The organism is Coleofasciculus sp. LEGE 07092, assembly GCF_015207375.1.
Lineage (GTDB): Bacteria > Cyanobacteriota > Cyanobacteriia > Cyanobacteriales > Coleofasciculaceae > LEGE-07092.
In genome coordinates this window covers 17278-39083 of the sequence record NZ_JADEWY010000038.1, presented here as the reverse complement: position 1 = coordinate 39083, position 21806 = coordinate 17278, and the positions used below count along the sequence as shown (strand labels likewise).

18 protein-coding genes, 1 tRNA gene and 1 pseudogene are annotated in these 21806 nt (G+C 46.4%); 15 read left to right on the top strand and 5 right to left on the bottom strand.

The window, feature by feature from the left end; genetic code table 11:
• Nucleotides 1–199: 199 nt before the first annotated feature.
• Nucleotides 200–288 (bottom strand) — tRNA-Ser (locus IQ257_RS11705).
• 709 nt (nucleotides 289–997) lie between these two features.
• On the opposite strand from IQ257_RS11705, the gene IQ257_RS11700 reads away from it, so the two are divergent.
• On the top strand, nucleotides 998–2263 hold the full coding sequence (locus IQ257_RS11700; protein WP_193881646.1) for a glycosyltransferase family 4 protein: 1266 nt from the start codon (nucleotides 998–1000) through the stop codon (nucleotides 2261–2263).
• 45 nt (nucleotides 2264–2308) lie between these two features.
• Here the strand turns inward: IQ257_RS11700 and alr are convergent, their stop codons facing one another.
• The gene (gene alr, locus IQ257_RS11695) at nucleotides 2309–3484 is read right to left on the bottom strand and encodes an alanine racemase (RefSeq protein ID WP_193881649.1); all 1176 of its coding nucleotides are present in this window, start codon (nucleotides 3482–3484) and stop codon (nucleotides 2309–2311) included.
• A 105-nt stretch (nucleotides 3485–3589) separates the two neighbouring features.
• Nucleotides 3590–4003: a Fur family transcriptional regulator gene (locus tag IQ257_RS11690; RefSeq protein WP_193881652.1), complete on the bottom strand. Its 414-nt coding sequence runs from the start codon at nucleotides 4001–4003 to the stop codon at nucleotides 3590–3592.
• Between the two features lie 95 nt (nucleotides 4004–4098).
• Here IQ257_RS11690 and purS point away from each other — a divergent pair, with 95 nt between their 5' ends.
• The 5 genes from purS to psb34 all read left to right on the top strand — a co-directional run bounded on the left by purS (nucleotide 4099) and on the right by psb34 (nucleotide 8102).
• Nucleotides 4099–4380: a phosphoribosylformylglycinamidine synthase subunit PurS gene (purS, locus tag IQ257_RS11685; protein ID WP_193881654.1), complete on the top strand. Its 282-nt coding sequence runs from the start codon at nucleotides 4099–4101 to the stop codon at nucleotides 4378–4380.
• Nucleotides 4377–5099 (top strand): phosphoribosylformylglycinamidine synthase subunit PurQ, encoded by a 723-nt coding sequence (gene purQ, locus IQ257_RS11680; protein ID WP_193881657.1) that lies wholly within the window; start codon nucleotides 4377–4379, stop codon nucleotides 5097–5099. The genes purS and purQ overlap by 4 nt, the downstream gene beginning before the upstream one ends.
• 311 nt (nucleotides 5100–5410) lie before the next feature.
• Nucleotides 5411–5725: a hypothetical protein gene (locus IQ257_RS11675; RefSeq protein WP_193875035.1), complete on the top strand. Its 315-nt coding sequence runs from the start codon at nucleotides 5411–5413 to the stop codon at nucleotides 5723–5725.
• Nucleotides 5726–5776: 51 nt separating this feature from the next.
• The gene (thiO, locus tag IQ257_RS31180) at nucleotides 5777–7729 is read left to right on the top strand and encodes a glycine oxidase ThiO (protein WP_193875033.1); all 1953 of its coding nucleotides are present in this window, start codon (nucleotides 5777–5779) and stop codon (nucleotides 7727–7729) included.
• A 193-nt stretch (nucleotides 7730–7922) separates the two neighbouring features.
• Entirely contained in the window at nucleotides 7923–8102 is a 180-nt protein-coding gene (gene psb34 / locus IQ257_RS11665; protein ID WP_193875031.1) for a photosystem II assembly protein Psb34, read from the top strand.
• Between the two features lie 53 nt (nucleotides 8103–8155).
• Here the strand turns inward: psb34 and IQ257_RS11660 are convergent, their stop codons facing one another.
• Nucleotides 8156–8980, bottom strand: coding sequence for a tetratricopeptide repeat protein (locus tag IQ257_RS11660; protein WP_193875030.1), 825 nt, complete (start codon nucleotides 8978–8980; stop codon nucleotides 8156–8158).
• 169 nt (nucleotides 8981–9149) lie between these two features.
• Between IQ257_RS11660 and psbP the strand changes: the two genes are divergently transcribed.
• From psbP to IQ257_RS11630, 6 genes are all read left to right on the top strand, one after another.
• A complete protein-coding gene (gene psbP / locus IQ257_RS11655; protein ID WP_193875028.1) occupies nucleotides 9150–9689 on the top strand; it encodes a photosystem II reaction center PsbP in 540 nt (179 codons plus the stop codon).
• Nucleotides 9690–9768: 79 nt separating this feature from the next.
• The gene (locus IQ257_RS11650) at nucleotides 9769–10374 is read left to right on the top strand and encodes a Maf family protein (RefSeq protein ID WP_193875026.1); all 606 of its coding nucleotides are present in this window, start codon (nucleotides 9769–9771) and stop codon (nucleotides 10372–10374) included.
• Between the two features lie 226 nt (nucleotides 10375–10600).
• Nucleotides 10601–11023 (top strand): hypothetical protein, encoded by a 423-nt coding sequence (locus tag IQ257_RS11645; protein WP_193875024.1) that lies wholly within the window; start codon nucleotides 10601–10603, stop codon nucleotides 11021–11023.
• Between the two features lie 22 nt (nucleotides 11024–11045).
• Nucleotides 11046–12689, top strand: a complete 1644-nt coding sequence (locus IQ257_RS11640) for a hypothetical protein (RefSeq protein WP_193875022.1) — start codon at nucleotides 11046–11048, stop codon at nucleotides 12687–12689.
• 20 nt (nucleotides 12690–12709) lie between these two features.
• On the top strand, nucleotides 12710–13486 hold the full coding sequence (locus IQ257_RS11635; RefSeq protein WP_322744295.1) for a hypothetical protein: 777 nt from the start codon (nucleotides 12710–12712) through the stop codon (nucleotides 13484–13486).
• Nucleotides 13487–13505: 19 nt separating this feature from the next.
• The gene (locus IQ257_RS11630; protein WP_193875020.1) at nucleotides 13506–14240 is read left to right on the top strand and encodes a hypothetical protein; all 735 of its coding nucleotides are present in this window, start codon (nucleotides 13506–13508) and stop codon (nucleotides 14238–14240) included.
• 12 nt (nucleotides 14241–14252) lie between these two features.
• On the opposite strand, the gene IQ257_RS11625 is transcribed toward IQ257_RS11630, so the two are convergent.
• Nucleotides 14253–14495, bottom strand: a complete 243-nt coding sequence (locus IQ257_RS11625; protein ID WP_193875018.1) for a hypothetical protein — start codon at nucleotides 14493–14495, stop codon at nucleotides 14253–14255.
• Nucleotides 14496–14781: 286 nt separating this feature from the next.
• Between IQ257_RS11625 and IQ257_RS31515 the strand changes: the two are divergent.
• The 3 genes and pseudogenes from IQ257_RS31515 to IQ257_RS11610 all read left to right on the top strand — a co-directional run.
• Nucleotides 14782–14952, top strand: a pseudogene (locus IQ257_RS31515) (metal ABC transporter permease); the annotation flags it as partial.
• A gap of 862 nt (nucleotides 14953–15814) precedes the next feature.
• Nucleotides 15815–16195, top strand: a complete 381-nt coding sequence (locus tag IQ257_RS11615) for a trypco2 family protein (protein WP_193875016.1) — start codon at nucleotides 15815–15817, stop codon at nucleotides 16193–16195.
• 30 nt (nucleotides 16196–16225) lie between these two features.
• On the top strand, nucleotides 16226–21535 hold the full coding sequence (locus IQ257_RS11610; protein ID WP_193875014.1) for a CHAT domain-containing protein: 5310 nt from the start codon (nucleotides 16226–16228) through the stop codon (nucleotides 21533–21535).
• The last annotated feature ends 271 nt before the right edge of the window (nucleotides 21536–21806 follow it).

Below are 21806 nucleotides of genomic sequence, written 5' to 3'. Positions count from 1 at the left end.
AGTCTTGTAGAGTAAGTATTTAGTCCTCATAGCGAGGACTTTATGTATGAGCCACTGGTTTAAACCACTGGCTGTTAGTGAGACTGGTGCAATATCTGAGTAGACAGATATAAGGGAAATTGAGAATGAGGGGATGAACAAAACCTAACGCCACGCTACTTAGGCTTGGCGTTTAGTGCCAATTGGCGAGTTTAAAAAACGGAGAGGGAGGGATTCGAACCCTCGGAAGCATCTAAACACTTCAACAGATTAGCAATCTGCCGCTTTCGACCACTCAGCCACCTCTCCAGGGTGACAGTAAACCATAATAGCAGATTATAGTCGTTTGTGGCTGGACTGAAATTTTAGAACGTCAAGGGAGAAGCTGTGGGGTGTGGAGAACCCCCTTAATTAATGAATGAATTCGCTAATCTGCTTTCTCTTTGGGGCTTAAATTATCCCCACATCCGCTCCAAAGGGTCTTTCGTCAGGATGCCAATTTTCCTTCTCCACTCCCTACTCCCCACTCCCTACTCCCTATTTTTTTCAACAGTTAACCTGAATGTTCCTTAACTCTTTGCGAAGTATTTTTTGCTTAACTAAACCTTAATTTCCGTCTTGCAACTTTAAATCCTAAAGGGTATACTTCTTTACAAAGAGTAAATTCATCTTTTTTTATCAGGGATTCTGCTATTTACATTCTCTAGCTGTAATACAAGGCGACTTTCTTAATGTCTTACGTCATACGCCCTTGATGAAGGCTACCTTTTCACCTGGGGAGTGTTGCTTAAGAGTAATTCTTTAGTCAGAGTGGGAGGAATAATATTAATAGAGTAAGCTGAATTTAATACCCCTTAAGAGGGAAAAGCAAGGCGGGGGGCTACATTATCATTGTAGGGACTCATACCCCAGGTAGAGCTTAGTTCTTAATATTTCTTAAAGAAAGCTGGGGGATGAATAGTGCAGCATCTAGGCGGCTAATTAACCTGTATTTAAGTCGAAATAGAGGACTAGACACATGGACAGTACGAATAAACATATTGCTCTGATTTCAGTTCACGGCGATCCAGCAATAGAGATAGGCAAGGAAGAAGCTGGAGGACAAAACGTATACGTGCGCCACGTTGGTGAAGCATTAGCACAACTGGGATGGCACGTTGATATGTTTACCCGAAAAGCTAGTACTGAAGATCCTGTAATTGTTGAACATGGTCCGCATTGCCGGACCATTCGTTTAAAAGGGGGACCCGAAGCATTTGTGCCGCGAGATAATATTTTTGGCTACGCGGGTGAATTTTTGGAAGAACTGCTGAAGTTTCAGGAGCAAGAGGGTATCCATTATTCCCTAGTCCATACCAACTACTGGATTTCTTCTTGGGTGGGTATGCAGTGGAAAAAACGCCAGTCGATTCCCCAAGTTCATACCTACCACTCCCTCGGAGCTGTAAAGTACAAGTCCATAGAGGCAATCCCAAGGATTGCCAACACCCGCTTAGAGGTGGAAAAAACCGTGCTGGAGACAGCAGAGCGAATCGTCGCCACCTCTCCTCAAGAACAAGAGCATATGCGATCGCTCGTTTCCAGCAAAGGCAACATCGACATCATTCCCTGCGGTACTGATATTCGCCGCTTTGGTGCGATCAACTGCCTGGAAGCACGACAGCAACTAGGATTGAGTCCCGACGATAAAATTGTTTTCTATGTCGGACGCTTTGATAAGCGCAAGGGCATCGAAACCTTAGTCCGAGCCGTAGGTCGCTCCCAGTTGCGGGGCAATGCTAACCTGAAGCTGGTGATTGGTGGTGGTTCTCGTCCGGGTGAAAGTGACGGCATGGAACGCGATCGCATTGAAGGGATTGTTGCTGAACTCGGTATGACCGATTTTACGATCTTCCCCGGACGCATTAGCGACGAACTCCTGCCAGCCTACTATACAGCCGCAGATATCTGCGTGGTTCCTAGTCACTACGAACCCTTCGGTTTAGTCGCCATCGAAGCCATGGCTTGCGGAACACCAGTGGTTGCTAGTGATGTTGGCGGTTTGCAGTTTACGGTTGTATCTGAAGAAACGGGTTTACTGGCACCCCCTAAAGATGAGGTTGCCTTTGCAGAAGCGATCGACCGCATTCTCTCCAACCCCGACTGGCGCAACCAACTCAGTCAAGGTGCAAGAAACCGTGTAGAAGAAAAGTTTAGCTGGGATGGCGTCGCGTATCAACTCAGCGAACTCTACACCCAGTTGATTCAAAAACCCGCGAAAGTGTTGGCTCAAGCCAGTGCCTAGAACTTAATCCCTAATAGAGACGCGATATATCGCGTCTCTACAGATTTAAACAGCAACACGGGGCAATCGATGCTTAAAGCCGCACAGGATTTCCCAAGAAATAGTTCCTAAGGATTTTGCCCAGTCATCGGCAGAAATTTGACTATCTCCATCCCATCCAATCAGGGTAACAATTTCTCCGGTTTGTAAATCGGGAATTTCACTCACATCCAGCATGAGCTGATCCATCGTAATTGCACCAATTTGTCGCACCTGCTGACCCCGAATCAATACTGTCATCTTGTTTGAGAGGCTGCGCGGGACGCCATCAGCGTAACCAATGCCCACCACTGCTAAACGCAACTGTCGATCTGCAATAAATTGATACCCGTAACTAACTCCCGTACTAGGGGGAATAGTTTTCACTTGCGTCACCCGCGCTTTCACCTGCATCACAGGCTTAAGATGAATCGTACCGTGTAAGTGTTCGGCTGGGTAAAGACCGTAAAGCGCTAGTCCCACTCTGACAAGATCGTAGTGCAGTGCGGGGTCGGCTAAGGTCGCAGCCGAGTTAGCAAAATGTAGGTAGGGTGGTGTAATACCTGCGGCGTTCAGTTGGGCGACTGCCATTTCAAAGCGTTGGTGCTGCTGTTTCATGACTGTCGGATCTGGACTGTCAGCCGTGGCAAGGTGGGAATAAACGCTCTTGATTTCTAGATGGGGCAATCGCTGTACTAATTGCACAAATTCTGCTGCCTCTTGCCAGGGCATTCCCAACCTAGACATTCCCGTGTCTAACTTGAGATGTACTAATAGAGTAACGTTTAAATTATTAAGTGTTTCTTCAAAAACCAAAGCCTGTTGGGGGGTGCAGATAGTTGGCTGTAATTCCCAAGATTCGATCGCTCTTACTTGTTCTGGTGTATTACTTGCCCCTAATAGCAATATCGGCGCGTCAATTCCCGTTTCCCTGAGTTGAATCCCCTCTTCTACGGTTGCCACGCATAACCCAAACGCACCCGCCTCTAGCGCAGTTTGGGCAACTACCGTCGCCCCATGTCCGTAGGCATCTGCTTTCACCACTGCCATCAGTTGGGTTTTGGGGTTTAAAAACTGCCTTAGTTGCTGCACGTTATGGGATAAAGCCGAGGGATTGATTTCTACCCAGGCGCGTTGCCTAAGTCCGCCGGAAACCTCCCAAGGGCTGTGTATCGCGCCTGTAGTTCCCGTTAGCTCTCGCATAATCTATACACTCCTCAATCACTCACTCTAAAATGCACAACATTAGCATAAGAGGTGGGGGAGGGATGTGGAGGTTAGGTTTTTCCTTTCCTTTAGGTACTGGAGTTATGCCTTTGCAGTATCTTTCTCCTCAGCTTCAGCCGCAGCACAGCGATCGCACAGTCCAAAAAACTCTAACGTGTGGTAATAAATTTTAAATTGGTGAGTATCTTGTAACTCCGTCTCTAGTTGGTGAACTGGGCATTTCTCAATCGGAATCGACTGTCGGCAATTGAGGCAAGTCAAGTGGTGCTGGTCGCGTAGCACGGAACTGTACAAGGATTCCCCAGTTGCGAGAGTTCGCACTTGCACCATACCATCAAGTTTTAACGCATCAAGGGAGCGGTAGACTGTTGCTAAACCCATATTTTGGTCGCGGTTGCGTAACTCGACGTAAATGTCCTGTGCAGACAGGGAGCGGTTCACGGTTTTGAGCAAATTCAAAATTCGCTCCTGAGAGCGGGTGCGTTGCAGTTTCATGGGCTTGCTTCTCAATCTCCTAGAAATAGCTTGGAGTGTGGGGGCTTCCTCGTTCAAACTTGTAAGAAGGTTATCCTAACAGTTAGGGAGTGCTTGTGAATCACACATATCAGGCTCGCATATATGTTACCCTCCGACCTTCAGTATTAGATCCAGCAGGTGTAGCTGTCGAGTCGGGCTTAAAACAGCTTGGTTATCAAAACGTAGAACAAGTGCGTATTGGCAAGTATATCGAGCTAATGCTGACGACAGCAGATGAAGACCAAGCACGGCAGCAGCTCGACCGTATCTGCGATCAGCTACTGGCAAATCCAGTGATTGAGAACTATCGGTTTGATTTAGATCAGGTACATACACAGATGGGGGCATCAACATGAAATGTGGAATTGTGGTCTTTCCAGGGTCAAACTGCGATCGCGATGTTGCTTATGTCACCAGAAATTTGCTGAACGTGCCAACTCGGATGGTTTGGCACCAAGAAACAGATATTTCTGACTTAGATGTGATCGTGCTGCCAGGTGGTTTCAGTTATGGAGACTACCTGCGCTGCGGAGCACTAGCTCAATTCTCACCGGTAATGCAGCGCGTGGTAGAACACGCCAAACAGGGTAAGTTCGTCCTGGGTATCTGCAACGGCTTTCAGATTTTAACGGAAACAGGACTACTACCAGGGGCACTAGTACGAAATCGGGACTTACATTTTATTTGCGATCGCGTCTCTCTCAAAGTAGAACGCACCAACCTTCCCTGGACATCAACTTACTCTAGCGAAGACGTTATTACCCTGCCCATTGCCCACGGGGAAGGACGCTATTATGCTGAACCCGACACCCTCAAAGCCCTAGAAGACAATCATCAAGTCCTGTTCCGTTACTGTACTGCCACAGGGCAGGTAGACAATACCAGCAACCCTAACGGTTCAGTCAACAACATTGCAGGTATTTGCGATCGCACGGGCAGGATAGTCGGGATGATGCCCCACCCAGAACGGGCATCAGATCCCGCGTTGGGCAATACAGATGGCATCAAGTTATTCCAAGGGTTGCTAGCCGCTATATCGGGTGAAACCCAGCCTGCGTTGAGTTTAGCCCTGTAAGGCAATGAAGATAAGGGAGCTGGGGAGCTGGGGAACTGAGTAAAACCTAAAAAATTTTCTTGTCCCCTTGTCCCTTCAAAAAACCCCTACTCCCTAGTCTTGGCTGTAGCGAATAATGACCGCTCTCATCTGATGAAGATCAGGCAGAGGTATAATAGAAAGGCGCTAAAACCCTCTATCTATAAACTCTAGAGAGAATTTAGAGGTTTGATTGGCATTTATCTCTAAAGCCAGAGCGCAACCTCGTAAAAGTTAGCTTAGATTATTTTTAAGATTAACCTGATGCCAATTTCTTGCTAGGAGTTCTGGATATGAACAAATTGATTGGATTAATTATAGTCGTTTCCGCTCTGGTCGGAGCCGCAACAGCTTGGCGCTTCCCCTTCTCTTTAGGACAGAATCAAAGTAGCAACCAAGTAGAACCCATGACAGAAGGAACGGAAGGTGAACAGGTTGGTCAAGCCCAGGTGCAACCCGCTAATCAATCTGCTGGTGGACAAACTACACAGGTGCAACCTGCCAATCAACCAACGGCACAGGCACCTCAAACAACAAGTCCCGCCGATACCGGAACCACTCAACCACCGCCGTCTGCTGCTAGCGAACCGGTGACAGCCTTGTGGTAGGAAAAAAATGTATAGGCGTTTCAGGGCGCGTCTGGATTTTTATTTTTAACAATGAGTGCAGCAAATGACATTTTGATTGTAGGCGGTGGCGTCATTGGTTTGGCGATCGCTGTCGAACTGAAGTTGCGGGGGGCAACGGTAACGGTTTTGACCCGTGACTTTCAACAAGCATCTACCCTAGCGGCGGCTGGGATGCTAGCGCCTCATGCCGAAGCTCTTGCTGTCGAGCCGATGCGGGAATTGTGCTTGCGATCGCGATCATTATACGCGGACTGGTGTGCCAAACTCGAACAGTTAACGGGTATCGCTACAGGTTACTTACCTTGCGGCATTTTGGCACCTGTTTATGAAGAGATTCCAGGTTCCCAGCAAGATACTAGCAATTGGCTAGATCGACAAGCAATTCATTTATATCAACCCGGTTTGGGTTCTGATGTCGTGGGTGGCTGGTGGTATCCCGAAGATGGTCAGGTTGATAACCGGGCATTGGCTCAAGCGTTGCGGTTGGCAGCCCAGGAATTGGGCATAGACTTGCGGGAAGGTGTAGCAGTCGAGGCATTTGAACAGCAAAATCGTCGGGTATCGGCGGTGAGAACCTCCATTGGAGAATTCCATGCCAACCATTACGTCTTGGCAACTGGCGCTTGGGCTAGCGAACTATTGCCCCTGCCAGTGTGTCCCAAAAAAGGTCAGATGCTGTCGGTACAGATGCCAGAAGGGAACCGCCAACCCTTACCTCTCCAGCGGATACTCTTTGGTGCCGATACCTATTTGGTGCCGCGTCGGGATGGACGGTTGCTGATTGGTGCCACCAGTGAGGAAGTCGGATGGCAGCCTCACAATACGCCAGCGGGAATTCATGCACTGCTAGAACGCGCCATACGCTTGTATCCCTCCTTGCAGGATTGGTCGATAGAGGAGTGCTGGTGGGGGTTTCGTCCGGCAACCCCGGATGAGTTGCCGATTCTGGGGACGAGTCCCTGTGAAAATCTTACCTTGGCTACCGGGCACTACCGGAATGGTATTCTTTTGGCACCCGTGACTGCCCTACTGCTGGCGGATGTGATCGATCATCAGAAGATTGACCCACTCTTAGAGCATTTTCTTTACGACCGACTTTACCATCAATCGTCCCCGAATAAGACGAGTTTAATGATTAGTTCCCCTATTACCCCCGTAACCCCTCAAGCTTCATCCCTTGCAGAACAACTGCCAGCAGACTCACTTATTATTGCGGGTCGAACCTTTCGTTCCCGCCTGATGACGGGTACGGGGAAATATAGCAGCATTGAGTTCATGCAGCAGGGTATTGCTGCCAGTGGCAGTGAGATTGTCACCGTTGCTGTGCGGCGGGTGCAAACCCAAGCCCCAGGACATGAAGGACTGGCAGAAGCGTTGGATTGGACGCAAATCTGGATGCTACCCAATACGGCTGGGTGTAAAACTGCTGAGGAAGCGGTGCGGGTGGCGCGGTTGGGTCGGGAAATGGCGAAACTGTTAGGGCAAGAGGACAATAATTTTGTCAAGTTGGAAGTGATTCCTGATGCCAAATACTTACTGCCTGACCCGATTGGCACGTTAGAAGCGGCAGAACAACTGGTGAAAGAAGGGTTTGCGGTGCTGCCTTATATTAATGCTGACCCCATGTTGGCAAAACGGTTAGAAGACGTGGGGTGTGTGACAGTGATGCCCTTGGGTTCTCCCATTGGTTCAGGACAGGGCATTAAAACGGCGGCGAATATCCAAATCATTATTGAAGAGGCAGGCGTGCCGGTGGTGGTGGATGCGGGAATTGGCACGCCGAGTGAAGCGGCGCAAGCAATGGAGATGGGGGCTGATGCGTTATTAGTTAATAGTGCGATCGCTTTGGCTAAAAATCCAGTGGCGATGGGCAAAGCAATGGGCATGGCAACGGAGGCGGGGCGTTTGGCTTATCTAGCGGGTCGTATTCCAGTGAAAGGCTATGCGAGTGCGAGTTCTCCGTTGACGGGGACGGTTAGTTAACATTGACAGCAGTCTTAATTTCCTTTGCCAAACCCTTCTTGTTGAGCCACTTTGAAGCTATTTAAAATTCACAGTTCCCGCTGAGTACCCCCTAAAGGCTGGAATTATAACAATTTATTACCAAAGGATGAGATTATTTCTGTCCATAATTTGTTACAATTCTATAAGATTAAGAAAACAAAGGTTATTATTCATGCCATATACCACAGAAGAAGGCGGACGTTTGAACAACTTTGCCCGCGAACCTAAAATCTATCAGGCGGAGCCACCGACAAAAACCCAACAGCGAAACTACTTTGTCCTGAGCATTGGTGCTTTGGTTTTGGTGAGCGGCTTGATGTTTGTGGCTTTCTCAGTATCGAACGTCAGCTAATCCTGCGGGACTCTATATAAATAAATAGAGAAAGCCCCTGTGAGTCAAAAGCTTCAGGGGTTCGCCTGTGGCTTTTCCTCTTCTAGAGTTCTAATGGCGTTCATCGTACCCTGGTAACTCTCCGTTCTACCTTGTTTCTGGAATAGTTCAGCCGCTTGCCTTAAGTCAGCTACAGCCTCCTCTGTGTTGTTGAGCTGAACTTGAGTAATTCCCCGATTGTAGAAGGCTTCTGCAAATACTGGGTCAATCTGAACTGACTTTGTATAATCTTCCAGCGCCGCTTCGTGCTGTTTGAGTCGGTTGTGAGCTAAACCCCGGTTGTAATAAGCCATGGCATTTTCGGGGTTAACCTTGATCGCTTTTTCATAATCAGCTAAAGCGGCTTCGTGATTGCCTTGTTCGTCATAGGCATTGCCGCGACTCACATAGGCAGTGTCACTATCAGGATTAATATCAATGGCTTTCGTGCAATCTGCGATCGCTTTTTCATAATCCCTAGAAACAAAATGGGCATAACACCGATTGCTGTAAGCTTGATCGAAATCGGGGTTTAGCTTAATGGCCTCAGTGTAGTCGTAAATGGCAGCATCGTAGTTGCCCAAGCTGTGATAAGCATAGCCCCGGTTGTAATGGCTGTCGGCATCACTAGGGTTGAGTTTTAGGGCGTCGCTGAAGTCAGAAATCGCCCCAGGATAGTCACCAGCTTCGAGTTTATCGACACCTTGGTTGTATAGTCGCACAGCCGTTAGCTGTTCCTCCTCAGCTTGAACGACAATGAGAGGCTGAGTGGATGGCACTTGCCCATGGACAGTTTCAGGGAGTCCAGTTAGGAGCGTAGCCAGTCCCAGAATAGCGATGCTTCGATAAGTCTGGTTCATGGTTTTTAAGGCAGTAGTCGTTCCAGAAGGGTAAGGCTAATCATTTTTAGACAGACGTTAAAAAACAGTCAGTCGTTCCCTTTATTAAACCGTTTGTAATTCATAATTCATCATTCAAAAGATGAGACAATGAGGTAGCATCGATGGAACAGATGGAAGGGACAAAGAAATGCTCAAAACAATTGCCGCAGTATTGTTACTCATGGTTAGTCTAAGCTTGCATGGCTGTAGTGTTGGCACTAGTGGACTCAACAGCTATGTCGATAGCACGGATGGCTATGAGTTTCTCTATCCTAATGGTTGGGTTCCCGTTAAAGTAACCGATGGACCTGATGTGGTATTGCACGATTTGATTGAGCAAACTGAAAATGTTAGCGTGGTGATCAACCCAGTTCCTGAAGGGAAAACCCTCAAAGATTTAGGAACTCCTGGGGAAGTGGGGTATCAGTTACAAAAAAATATTATCACTCGGTCTAATTCCAATCGCCAAGTAGAATTAGTCAATGCTGGATCTCGCGAGTCTGGAGACAAAACTTATTACATTATAGAATATAGCGTTAAACTTCCTAGCCAGAAACGGCATGACTTGGCAACGGCGGTGGTGAGTCGCGGGAAACTCTACACCCTGAATGCTTCTGCCACTGAACTCCGTTGGGATAAGGTGCAAGATGTGTTTGAGCAAGTCGTTCAGTCTTTTAATGTTTATTAGTCAGGAGACATTCTGTAGAGACGTTCCACGGAACGTCTTTACTATCAGGGCAGAAACGGGGGTAATTGAGTTGAGTGTTATGACTATCCCGACATTTGTGTTGGCTTCCGCTTCCCCAGCACGCAAACGCTTGTTGCAAACTGCTGGAATTGAACCCGTAGTTCGTCACAGCGATTTTGATGAATCTCAGATTCAACTAAGTGACCCTGTAGAGTTAGTACAGACATTGGCTTTGCACAAAGCGCAAACTGTTGCCAGTCAATTGAGTAATGCTCTGGTTTTAGGCTGTGATTCGGTTTTGAGTATTCAGGGTGAGATTCACGGAAAACCCGCTAATTCAGAAGAAGCGATCGCTCGTTGGCAGCAAATGCGAGGGAATAGAGGCGAACTCTACACCGGTCATGCGCTAATTGACTTATCTCAGGATAAAACGATAGTTCGCTGCGGCATAACCCGAGTTTACTTTGCCAATATCAGCGATCGCGCGATCGCTGCCTACGTTGCCACAGGTGAACCCCTTAACTGTGCCGGTTGTTTTGCCCTAGAAGGTCGAGGGGGACTGTTTGTGGAAAAATTAGAAGGTTGCCACAGCAATGTCATTGGACTGAGTTTGCCATTGCTTTACCAGATGCTGAGTGAGTTGGGCTATGACGTTACAGACTTTTGGAGCCTCAAGAATAGATAAGATCTTTAGAGACTCCCAAACAAAAAAATATCCAGCTACCGCTTGTGGGGATGGGCAACTTGCCCGCCCTGACTTATTTTCAGGTCAATTTTACCGAGATCTAAATTTCCCCGTCCACCACTTCCAAACTTTTCGGTGTGAAATCTGTTAACCTTTGGGCGGAGGTTTGCTATAGTCAAGGCACCTTAGGTCTACTACCAAGCTATTTATACGGCTGGAGAAAATTATGACAACCAGCGACGAATTCAAACAACAGCTCAGGGCAGGAAAGATTGTGGATGCTCTGACTCTGGCACTAACTGAATCGGTGGAGTTGAAAATTACCACCTGGGTAAGTTCAACCAACTCCACTCAATCAGCACAGCCCGCCGTCGGTTCTCGCATACGCACTCGCATGAATATCGTCGAAGGTGCGATCGATAATGAAGTGGGTTCTCAATTTATCGGCAATGGTCCTTACACCGAACTGCGGCAGTTTCACATGGATCAGGTTAAAGATGGACGCCAGATTATCCAGCACAATCTGGAAAACTTGCAAAAGCTCTTTACCGTTCTGACTCACACCTTATCCCAACTGCCACAATCACCACGCCGACTTGAAGATGGCAATCGGGCCCTCTCACCGTCCAGTCAGGACAATATGCCCTAAGCGATAAAGGGCTTGGTGGAAAATGCCAGCCTTGTCTTTGTCGGCAATCGCCAAATTCAGTGAGATTATTATGGCGTCGAGCAATGACTTTAGAGAACAACTGAAAGCAGGCAATATTAAGGAAGCGCTAATCCTGGCAATGGGCGAAGCGGTTCAGTTAAAAATTACGACTTGGGTTGCTTCTGAAGCAGAAGAACTTCAAGCAGCTCCAACCCAACCCAGTCATTGCTTGCGTACCCAAATCAACACCATTGAGGGCGAGATTGCCAACGAGATTGGCGACCAATTTATCGGCAACGGACCCTATCGGGATATTCTGCCCTTTCACCTCGAGCAGGTAGCCCAGAGTAATCAGATAATACAAAACAATCTGGAAAACTTGCAAAAGCTCTTTCAGGTTTTGGTGACTCTGCACCGTCAAGCTGCCACCTATCCCCCACTCAACGTTGAGAATCAGCTAGAGTTAGCGGCTGAGTCACTTACCGAAGCAGAATCAGCGATCGCACTTCAAAATGAGAGACTAGAAGAAGCAGCCCCAGGGTTAGCACTAGAATTTTCAGAACCTGCCCTTGAGGAGGATGTTGCACCAGTACCGACGCCACCTCCGGCAGAACCAGAAGCTTTAGGGACACCCCTTAGCCAGGAGGCACTAGCAGAAGAAACCGACTGGGAACAGGAGAATGAGACTGTCTTAGATTTGCTTGAGTCTTTATCGTTCCCACCCCCCTCTAGTCCAGAGGTTTTAGAGACTCAAACTCCTGATGAAGAATGGGATGATTTCGCTGAAGAAGACGAACAGCCCGACCAAAAACCCCCTGAATCCGATCTAGATCATGAGGATTGGGGAATTCTCAGTGAAGATTGGGAAATCCCAGAGCTAGAAAATTTTGAGTCACCCCCAACACCCCCAGCACCAACGGACGAAGACAAAGGGGAAACCGTCGAACCCGAACCCCAAAAACCCATTCCCAGTCTAGAATCATTGGATTTAGCCGACGATGAAGACTGGGATGACTGGGTTGTAGAGGAACCCGAACTTGGCGGTAGGTTGCCCTTAGATGAGGATGAGGATGACCAATGGGATGACTTAGTGGAGGATTTCGATCCCTTTGCTGCTGCCCCACCCCTACAGGGGACTGCATCAGAGTTGGAAATGGATGAGGATTGGGATGAGTTCGCGATTGAGGAACTCGAACCCTATTCAGACATAACCGAGGCAGACAGTGATTTTGAACAGTCCGATCCCCTGGCAGACTTGAGTGATACTGAGTCAGCTCTTGACAAAACGGCACAGGGAGAGCGAGACAAAAGCCAGCAGGCAGATTCCCCACCGAGAGAAAACGACCCCCTTGAGTACTTAGAGCGTTTGCCCCAAATGTCTGAGGGCAGCGATCAAGAAGAGGAATTTCCTAACCCGATAGAGCTATTGTTTGAAGAGGCTGATTCGTCAGAAAATGATTCTGAGCCAGCTTCATCGGCTGATAGGGAAGCCGATACTATCGAAGATGCACTGTTTGAGGATATATCATTTGAAGAAATTTCGATGGATGATTTTGATCCCCTAGCAGAATTGGAGGACGACTGGGGAGATAAACCCAAATCGGTTGAACCACCAGAACCCCCTCCACCACCTCCACCCAGTCGCTTTCCCGATCAAAAAAATTAGCCTTAGGGAGATAGACGGCCGTGATCGAAAATCGCCAGAAAAAAGCACGTACAGATTTACCCGTGCCAGATAATCGAAAGGTTACTTCCGCCGGTCTAGGTCAGACTCTCGATCGCTTTTTGCAATCGTTGGAGGATGTTCTAATCGACATCACGGCATTAGAAGTCAACACCATGGTCGTCGAACAAATTAGTGCTAGCAAGTTTATTGCCTGGGAAGCCTACCGAGAGATTTACCCTATTTCTCCAGACTATCTCGAACAACGGGGAATTCACGAGTCTTTGCGCGATCGCTATCTGGACTTGCGCAGACTACTCGAAATGGAATATCGGGCGCTTCTGAGCGAGCCGAACTCAGAACTTTACCAACCAACTGATCTCAATACAGTAGCCGGGGATGACTTCACCCTTACCACCCGACTCCCCAACCCCCTGCAACTCAACAGTCCCGAAGAAATTCTCAATGTTCAGAGACTTCTCAGAAACTGCCGTTTTTTGCGCGGCTTGCGCAAGACGTGGGAACTCAAAAGCGCACTGGATAATCGAAACAAGACCGTTAATCGGTCAAACCCCCTTCAAAAGGCAGTCATCACCGATACAATCTGCGCCCAAACCGTCATTCAACTCGATGGAGAAATCCTCAATCGGTACAATCGGGAAATTTTCGACCATTCCCAACGAGATGTTATTCTCCAAATTCATAGAGAGAGTGTCACCGCTAGTCAAAAGCAGTGGCGCGGACTGTTGGAATTGATTATTAGTTTAGTGCAGGCAGCGCGACGGCGGGATTCAAATTAATCATTAGGGTATTTTTCCGGTGGGGCATCATCGTTTCCAACAGCAATCCCAAAGGGGTGGGTTGAATTTAGAAGGGTGCATTAATCTTGAGCAGGAACGGATTTCCCGCTCTCGCTCCCTCGTTCACACTATTCGCTTCACATTAGATAACGACTTCCTCCAAAACATTCAAACTGCCCGCAAGACAGGTTGCCGTCTCTACGTTCCCCGCGACTTGTTAGCAACTTTGCGCGATTACACCCTGATTGATTGGGAAAATCGCTTGCAGTCAGGACTAACCTTCTGCACTTACTATCGGCGCGGCGAGTCTGAGGAAGCGCTGATGCGGAGTGTTATTTCCCTTGATGGTGATATCCTGCACCAGATTAGACGTGATTGTCTAGAACATCCCAACTTTTGTCAAGCTCTTACCTCAGCTCACTACTGGTTAATCGAGCAACTGATGAGTCAACTGCGTCTGGGAGCCTTCTTGCCCTTAAATCTGCTTTTAAATTTACTCTCTTGGGGGCTAGCGTTGCTCATTGCCGCCCTATTTGTCATCCTCTTTATACCAGAATTCCTGAATAACCCTTGGTTACTGATAGCTCCGCTGCTAGGGGTATGGCTGTTACAAATAGGTTTGCAGGGGTTATTGCGCGTATTTTTACCTGCCTTCCGCCGCAGGCTTTTGCGTTGGATGTTGTCAGGTTTGCTCTCTCACAAACCTCGCTCAACGCAGATAGCTAGGCGTATTTTAGCCTGGTTTGTGCCTTAAATAGGGAAAGGATCAAAGATAAAACTGATCCTTATTCAGCACCATTTCACCATAATCTGGAACCCACACAACCCATTTAGTCTCAGAGTGCTGACACAATAGCAGGGCTTCATCATGACTGTAGGGGGTAGGGCATTCTTGCAGTTGCACCCACGTTGAATGTCCTGTCGTACTGGTATCTAGGGGATTTGACCAATTTAGAGGATGCAGGCGCAGGGGTACGCTAACATCGGGTTTGCGGGAATCAAGTTTCATTAGCAGATTTCCTCAAGGTACTACGGTTTAGGCAGAGCTACCGTCAAAGAGCGATCGCACTGTGACAACAGTTGCTCCTTGCTAGTTTGTTAACCCTGCCTGTTACTAATTTATTCAATATTTTCTGTATTTAATGTTACAGATTGCCTGGAATTTCGACAAGCCAATGTAGAATAACTTTACCTTTCGGCGATCACTTGCTTATAGCGGTTCTCAAATGGGTGGAATACAATCTGGGGCATCCGCTTGGTTTAGCAGGACATCGAGTACCGCTTGCTGATTGCGGGCGATCGCCCGTGGCGTGTCGGTTTGGGCCTATCGCACAGCGTTTATTGTGCTGCTGTCGCTGGTGGTGGGAATTTCGATCAAGGCGATCGGGGTGCTACTAATGAGTGCGTTTGTGGTGATTCCTGCCTGCGCTGCCCGGTTGTTGAGTCGTACATTTGCCAACTACGTGTGCCGATATATCCCTCTTTTGTCACTCTGGGAAAAGCAAAATCGTAGCCGACTGATGAAAGTCATACGTACTGGACAATTTAGCGATCGCAAACTAATAGAAACTCATGTCTTAAGCCCCTAGGCTGGAAGTCTTTCGGTGTAAGGCTTTCAGAGTTCGCTCTGGCGAGAGTGACAAAAGAGCGATAGTGCCGAAAGATTCTTTCCCTGGTCACTCACAATCAAGGCTTCTACTGTCCGCAAGACATGGAGCCTCATCAAACATCAGTTCTTGCACAGCCTTTCTCACCGAGAAAGGCTTCGATTTCAGCTTTGCCCATCTTCTTTGGGTTTGGGGGGCGCTTGTTGTCAAACAGAATGTAACGGCGAATTCACTGCACATAAGTTTCTTCGGTGCGGTAGGCGTAGAAGGCGAATGGCATCGCGTACCTGGTCTAACAACTTTTTGGAAGGAGACTGGATAAGGATGAGTAGATGTACTGTGTGTCCAATAGCACCTCTGTCGTCTCTGTAGGAAATCGGAAGATATGCGGAAAGATTCTGTCTAAGATCCCACAGCAGGGTATTATGCAGAAACATTCCACCGAATTTGGGAATAAGGTGTGTTATGCCGAATCGTTCCGTCTAATCACCTCATACGGGATCTTAGGCGGAAAGTTTCAGTCTATTAATTGTTAGCCTGCTTCGCTAAAGAGCCTTGCACCAGCAAGATTAGGATTCTGTGAAATCAAGAGCCTTTTTATGCAAAATGTGCCAGCATTATGATGTGCATCGCTCCAGAAAAATCGTTGTGACTGAGTGATGTTACAGACATACCTCGATTACGATTAAAAATCTTAAGGTTCAGGCGGAGATTCAATGTTATGGCGGATGATAATTCAATTGGTTTGGCAGAGTTGGTTGAGCAGGTTAAGCGAGAACTACTCTCAACTGCTCCAAGGCAAGCCAAGGATGCCCCCCTTCTATTTGTCAACTCGGTTGAATTAGAGATCCAAGTAACTGTTAAGCGCGGAGGTACGGGTGGAGTCAAAGTAAACGTCGTCCCGATAGGTGGAGCTGAGATAGGCGGCAGTATTAGTCGTGATGACGTTCATAAAGTGAAAGTCACGTTATCACCTCTCTTTGATAAAGAACGCTTGATGGAATTCTATGCAACGTTACACCCAGACAAGGTTCCTTCAAGTGTAAAACGAAGCTTAGATGCTCTTTTCAAAGGTAATGAAGAACCACCAAGTGTTATTTAATCTCCTGCTTTAATTCCTACTGGCTAGTGTATGGAACTACTGAACGTTTATCTATCAACCATTGATGAAGTCCATTTCAAAGTAATCGTAGAATCTGATATAGCAGGGGGGGATGACACTGATTCAAAACTCCCTTTCTTTGAAACTTCTGATCGATGGCGAACCACTCTAATTAAAGCTCTGGAAGTGAATGAATTTAGAACGTCTGCTTTTCCGGAGGAGGCAGAGCGAGAGTGGATGGCACAACAAGGATGGTTGAGCAGCGATCGCCAAAGTTTTCATCCTTCTATGCTCGCTCGAATTGGACAGTCAATCTACGATGCCCTGTTTCCACAGGGGAAAGTGCGAGATGTACTGCAACGTGCAATCTCTCATGCGGAAGTTAAAGAAACTCAGCTTCATGTTCAACTCAAATTCAGTTCAGACGTTACAAAGCGTAGTCGCCTCCCTGATTACCCCTGGGAGTTGGCACATGATGGGGTAAAGTTTTTAGTTCATCATCAGATCAGGTTCTCGCGTTATGTTGCACATGTGGCAACTGTCCCTAAATTACCTCCTATCCAACAACTTAAAGTCCTTTTGGTATCCTCAGAGGCTTCAGATGAAGATAACGAACTACCGCCTCTCTCTAAAAGAGAGCAAAAAGCCATTCTGAAGGGGTTGGAGAAAGCTCAGGAAGAGAAACACATTCAGGTTGACATCCTGGAAGTCGCTTCTATCAACCACCTCCGTGCTTACTTGACTGAACATCAACCACACGTTTTTCATTTCGATGGGCATGGATTCTTTGGTAAGCGTTGTAACAAGGATTTCTGCCGCACCATCCATAAGGATCTAAGTACAAGCCAGTGTAAATCTTGTGGAGCAGATTTACCTGAACCACAAGGATATCTTCTCTTCGAGACTGAAGAAGATGAAGCTGATTATGTCAGCGCTATTGAACTGGGTGAGTTACTTCAAAAGACTGGCTTTGGAGATCAGTTGAATCGCCAAGGGGGTGTTGGTGTTGCAGTGTTAAGTGCTTGCAAGTCTGGTATGGCGCTAGGCGGGGATTCTGTGTTTAACGGTTTAGCTCAACGCTTGATCAGTCATCGCCTACCTGCGGTCGTTGCAATGCAGTATACCGTTCGAGTAGATAGTGCAACCCAGTTTGCCGAACAGTTTTATCGTTCTCTTGGTCGTAAAAATGCCTTGGCAACGGCTGTTAGCCAAGGGAAAGAAGCGATGGGAGCAGAAGGAAATCAATGGTATCGCCCAATATTATATTTACGCTGGCAGGATCACGAAGGTGGGCAACTGTTTTCTCTAAATGAGAGTAATTTAAATAATTCACAACTTCTTCTGACATCTCCTGATCCCTATTTAGAATGGTTGATTCGTTACCATAATCGTCTGGAATTACGAGGTGTACGCGAGATACAAGGCTATCCGACCGTACCATTAGAAAAAGTTTATGTTGCCCTTAAAGGAGATCGAGCTACTTCTACTGAACGCCTGAACGCTTATGAAGCCTTGAGAAGAGAGGAGCAGTCTACTGAAGAAGAATGGGAGACACTAAAAGCAAACGATTTTACTAAGTATCAGGAGCTACGAGCGAATATTGCAGTCGCTCAAGTGGCTTATCGAGAGCAAAAAGATAGATATGACAGATTGGTAGAACAGCAGGCTATTGATCTTCCTATTGATCACCTTCCCTTTAAAAGAGCTTTACAACAAAATCCATCACTGGTTGAGCGTATTAAATCTAACCCAACCTGGTTGCGCTTAGTTATCGCTCTTTATGGTGGATACTACAACTACAAAGCTCATGAAGTTTTGTGTGAATACCGTGATATTGCATTATTTCTGCAAAAACCGGACAAACTACGTGAGGACGAAATTGCACGCAATCGTGAATACTATATTGGAGACTTTGGGGCAGATGATACTGTCTACAATGCTGCCGTCTATCTTGATGTTGGAATGAACGGCAAGCTTGACAAAGTAAAAATACTACCTGAGTTTAAAGTTGAAGCTATTTATCGTGACTCCCCATTAACTAACCGAATTCTTTCGGCTATCCGAAAAGATGAGTCTGCTAAATCCTTGATTCCCCATCTCAGGAATCTCTGGACAAGTTCTAAACACTCGGAGCAACAAGCTGACGCATTCATTGCTCTAGCCGCATTAGGAGAAGATGTTATTTCAGTACTGGAAAATACCCCAGTAGCTAGCGATAAACAAAAAGTCTTTAAATTGATTTTTGACAAGCTTTCTCAGCTAAAAGAATTTCTCAAGGATCCGATCACTCGTGCATTACAAGTCGAAGTCGAATTACCAGAACCATTAATTCACCCTGAAAAAATTAAAACAAAAGATGGTCAAGACGTGACCATTACTAGTCGTTGTCAAATCATTCTCTCTATAGAAAGCCTTACCCAAAGTCTGCAAGATTTGTATTGGAAAGATTTGTTATCTACAGTAGTAAACCTTACACTAAGCTATAGCAATAAGCCTTTAGAGTACATTACGTGGGATAGGCATCTAACATATCTCTCAAAAGCTTATGTCAATGCAGAGTATTGGGTTTGTCGATTTTTAGGAGCAGGTGGTGGTGGAGATGATTTCATCTATAATTGTGCTCTTGCTTTAGATAAAATGGCTGCTTCATCAGCAGATCTCATTGTTCATTCTCTAGCACTACTTCACCAAACCCAGAACTTAACTTGGAGTGAATATATTACAAGCTGGTTTGTAGAACCATTACCACCTCGTTTCAATCCACGCTCCGATATTCCCCTTGAAGTGATCGATGCTATTGAGAATATTAATACAGAAAAATTGCGTCCAGATTTGCGTGAAGCATTACGTTCGGTTTTTCTAGATGCTATAGTTCCTTGGGTAAAAATAAGTTCTGACTTACTTCCAGAAGTTCTAACCCTCAATTTACTGAATACATCGAGTAGTGAATCTGTAGTTCAATCTCTAGCACCTCAGATACGTAATAGCTACGATAAACCGGCTCGTATCCTGGAGATGATTAATCAGGTTAAAGACCCCTACTTCCGTTCAAGAGCTTTACTCAGGCTGGCTCGGTATCTTCCCTTCCGTTTTGGCCATTTATTTAATCAATCCTTAGAAGTTGCACGAACTATTAACGATCCTCATCTGCGTTGTCGAGTATTTGAATATCTTCTGCCAAGCATACCTACACCGAGCTATAACCAGATCTTAGAAGAAACTTTGCTGAGTGCTCGAACCATTTTAGACCCTGATGATAAGGCGAGAGCATTGGCAAGGTTATCGAGATTTTGTCTAGAAGGACAAAGGAAGAGTTTGTTACAGGATGCGCTATTAGCAGCGACAAATATTGTTGATGAATATCAGAAGGCAGAAACCCTACAAGGGTTGCATCAATTCCTAATTTCTTATCCTGATTTACTAGCAGAGTCCCGTGCTATAGCTGGACAAATCGCCGATTCTTGGAGCCGAGCAAAAGCGCTGGGTTTACGCAGCCCTCAACTTCTCCAACTCCACTCTCAGCTTCAAGAAACATTGGGTGGCAGCGTAGATTTATGGTCTCCGCTTGTGCTGGGGACAATTGTCAATGATCTGCTAACCTACTTCAATGAAGCAACCAACCTAGATGGTCAGTGGCTAGCATTAACTACTAATTCTGAGCAGAGCAAAATTGCAAACTTATACGAAGCAGGTATTGAGCGAGGGCTAACCCTAACCTACACGGCTGTTAGGACTTTAGACCAGTTACTCAATAGCGGCAACGAGGAGATTGTTCGTCAATTCCTACCCTTACTACAAGACCCGACACAAGACGCATTACCGACCATAGAAACCTGGCTGAATCATTGGGATGAGAATATAGCTAACCATGCCGCTCTGTTTCTTTCAGAGAATGAAAGACGACTCACTCCCCAAACAATTGATGGTCTAATAGCATTGCTAAATAGTCGAGAAGATCGCTCTCGCATTCGTGCTTCTTTAGTACTCACTGGCGGAATCGCTAACCTAAAACGAGAAAAGCGATTTTTTCGGACTTCTGAACTTGATTCCTATGTTCTAGATGCTCTTGGGCAGGCAATACACGATTATAAAAATGAATCTCCGTTCGTACGTAAAATTATTTTCTCAACTCAGTACGATTTTATTCATGACAATCCAAATTTAATTGAGGAATGGGCAAAAACACTCCAATCTAATGAAGGCAATGCAAGTGCCGCTGAAGAAAACTTGATGGGCATTGCAGAACTCACTTCAGAGAGCTGGCAAACATTTAGACAAGTTTTTGCAGCTGGAAACAAGCAAGTTCGGAAGGCTATGACCTTCGCACTCTGCTGGTTAGCATTGGAAGATAACACACAGACCTACACAGAAGATCCAGGTTCTTGGCTAAAGACATTAAATATTGATGGCTTAGAAGATATCTGCGCCCTACCAAGGGTACCTTGCCCTATCATTCAATCATCAGCAAGTGCGCTCCAGCAAAAACGTAACAACCCGGAAATAGATCTGATAGAGACTGCTGAAGAAGCACTCAAAGCTTACACAATCACCGCTGCTGAGGCATTGGCTGTAGAAGCAGATAGAGTTAAAGATACACTTGGGAAAATCTCGATATCTGTTACTCATTGGCTTGGCACAGGAAGCATTTTTAAAGATGCATCAGAAAAGTATGCAGTTCTTGTTGAAGATGAGCTAGAAATTTTTAGTTTTCTAGTTGACTGGTTAACTAAAACCTTATCTGTCAGTGTTTGTAACGATGGCTATTCTTGGAAATGCACATTGCTTTTAGCTGATGTTGCTGTCTATGCTGAACGTTCACCAGCGACCTTTGCTAACCTTTCTAGTGACTTTAACCTAGAGCCACTGCTTGCGGAAGCTGTCAAAAAACATGATACGGTTGCTGGTCGGGTCGCGGCTATTCAGTTGATAAGTCATTTAAACAAAATCTCAGCCAATACTCTTGATGCATTGCAGCAAGCTTTATTAGACGATCAATATGTACGGGAAACTGCAATGGGAACACTTACTCGTTTACAACGGGTTGAGGGTGAAGTTGTGGATAGACTCATTGAGCGGCTTTACGATCAAAGCGCTACCATAGCCTATACTTCCGCTAGAGTTCTTTCGTTATTGGGTAGAAGTGACAAGACAAAGCCTCAGCAACGTAAGTATATTCTGATGGCACTTGCTGATGCAGTTAGGTCATCGCAATCTCAACGGGGAATATATACAATATCAGGAACAGGTGCTGACCAAGAGTCTCATCTTCGCTTGTTTTATCAAGGTCGCTTAGATCAAGCATTTTTTCAGGCTCTGTTAGAAGTATCTGGATCTTTGTAAAAAATGAGTGTGTGGATATTGAATTCAGAGACGCATCCGTGAAGTGTTACCGCAGGCTAACAAATCGTTGCAGCGGCGGAATAAAGATATTTGGTTGGCAGTGAAGAGTTATCTACCGCCGCTGAACTCAATCGTTATACCACTCAGCTCAAGGGCAAGGGCAGTACGTTGAGGCTGTCGGTGAGGTGGAGCAACGCTAGATAGGTAGAATTGAGTTGTAGAATTTGAGCCATTAGAATTTGTGGTCGAGCCAAAGTCAAACGATGTCTGC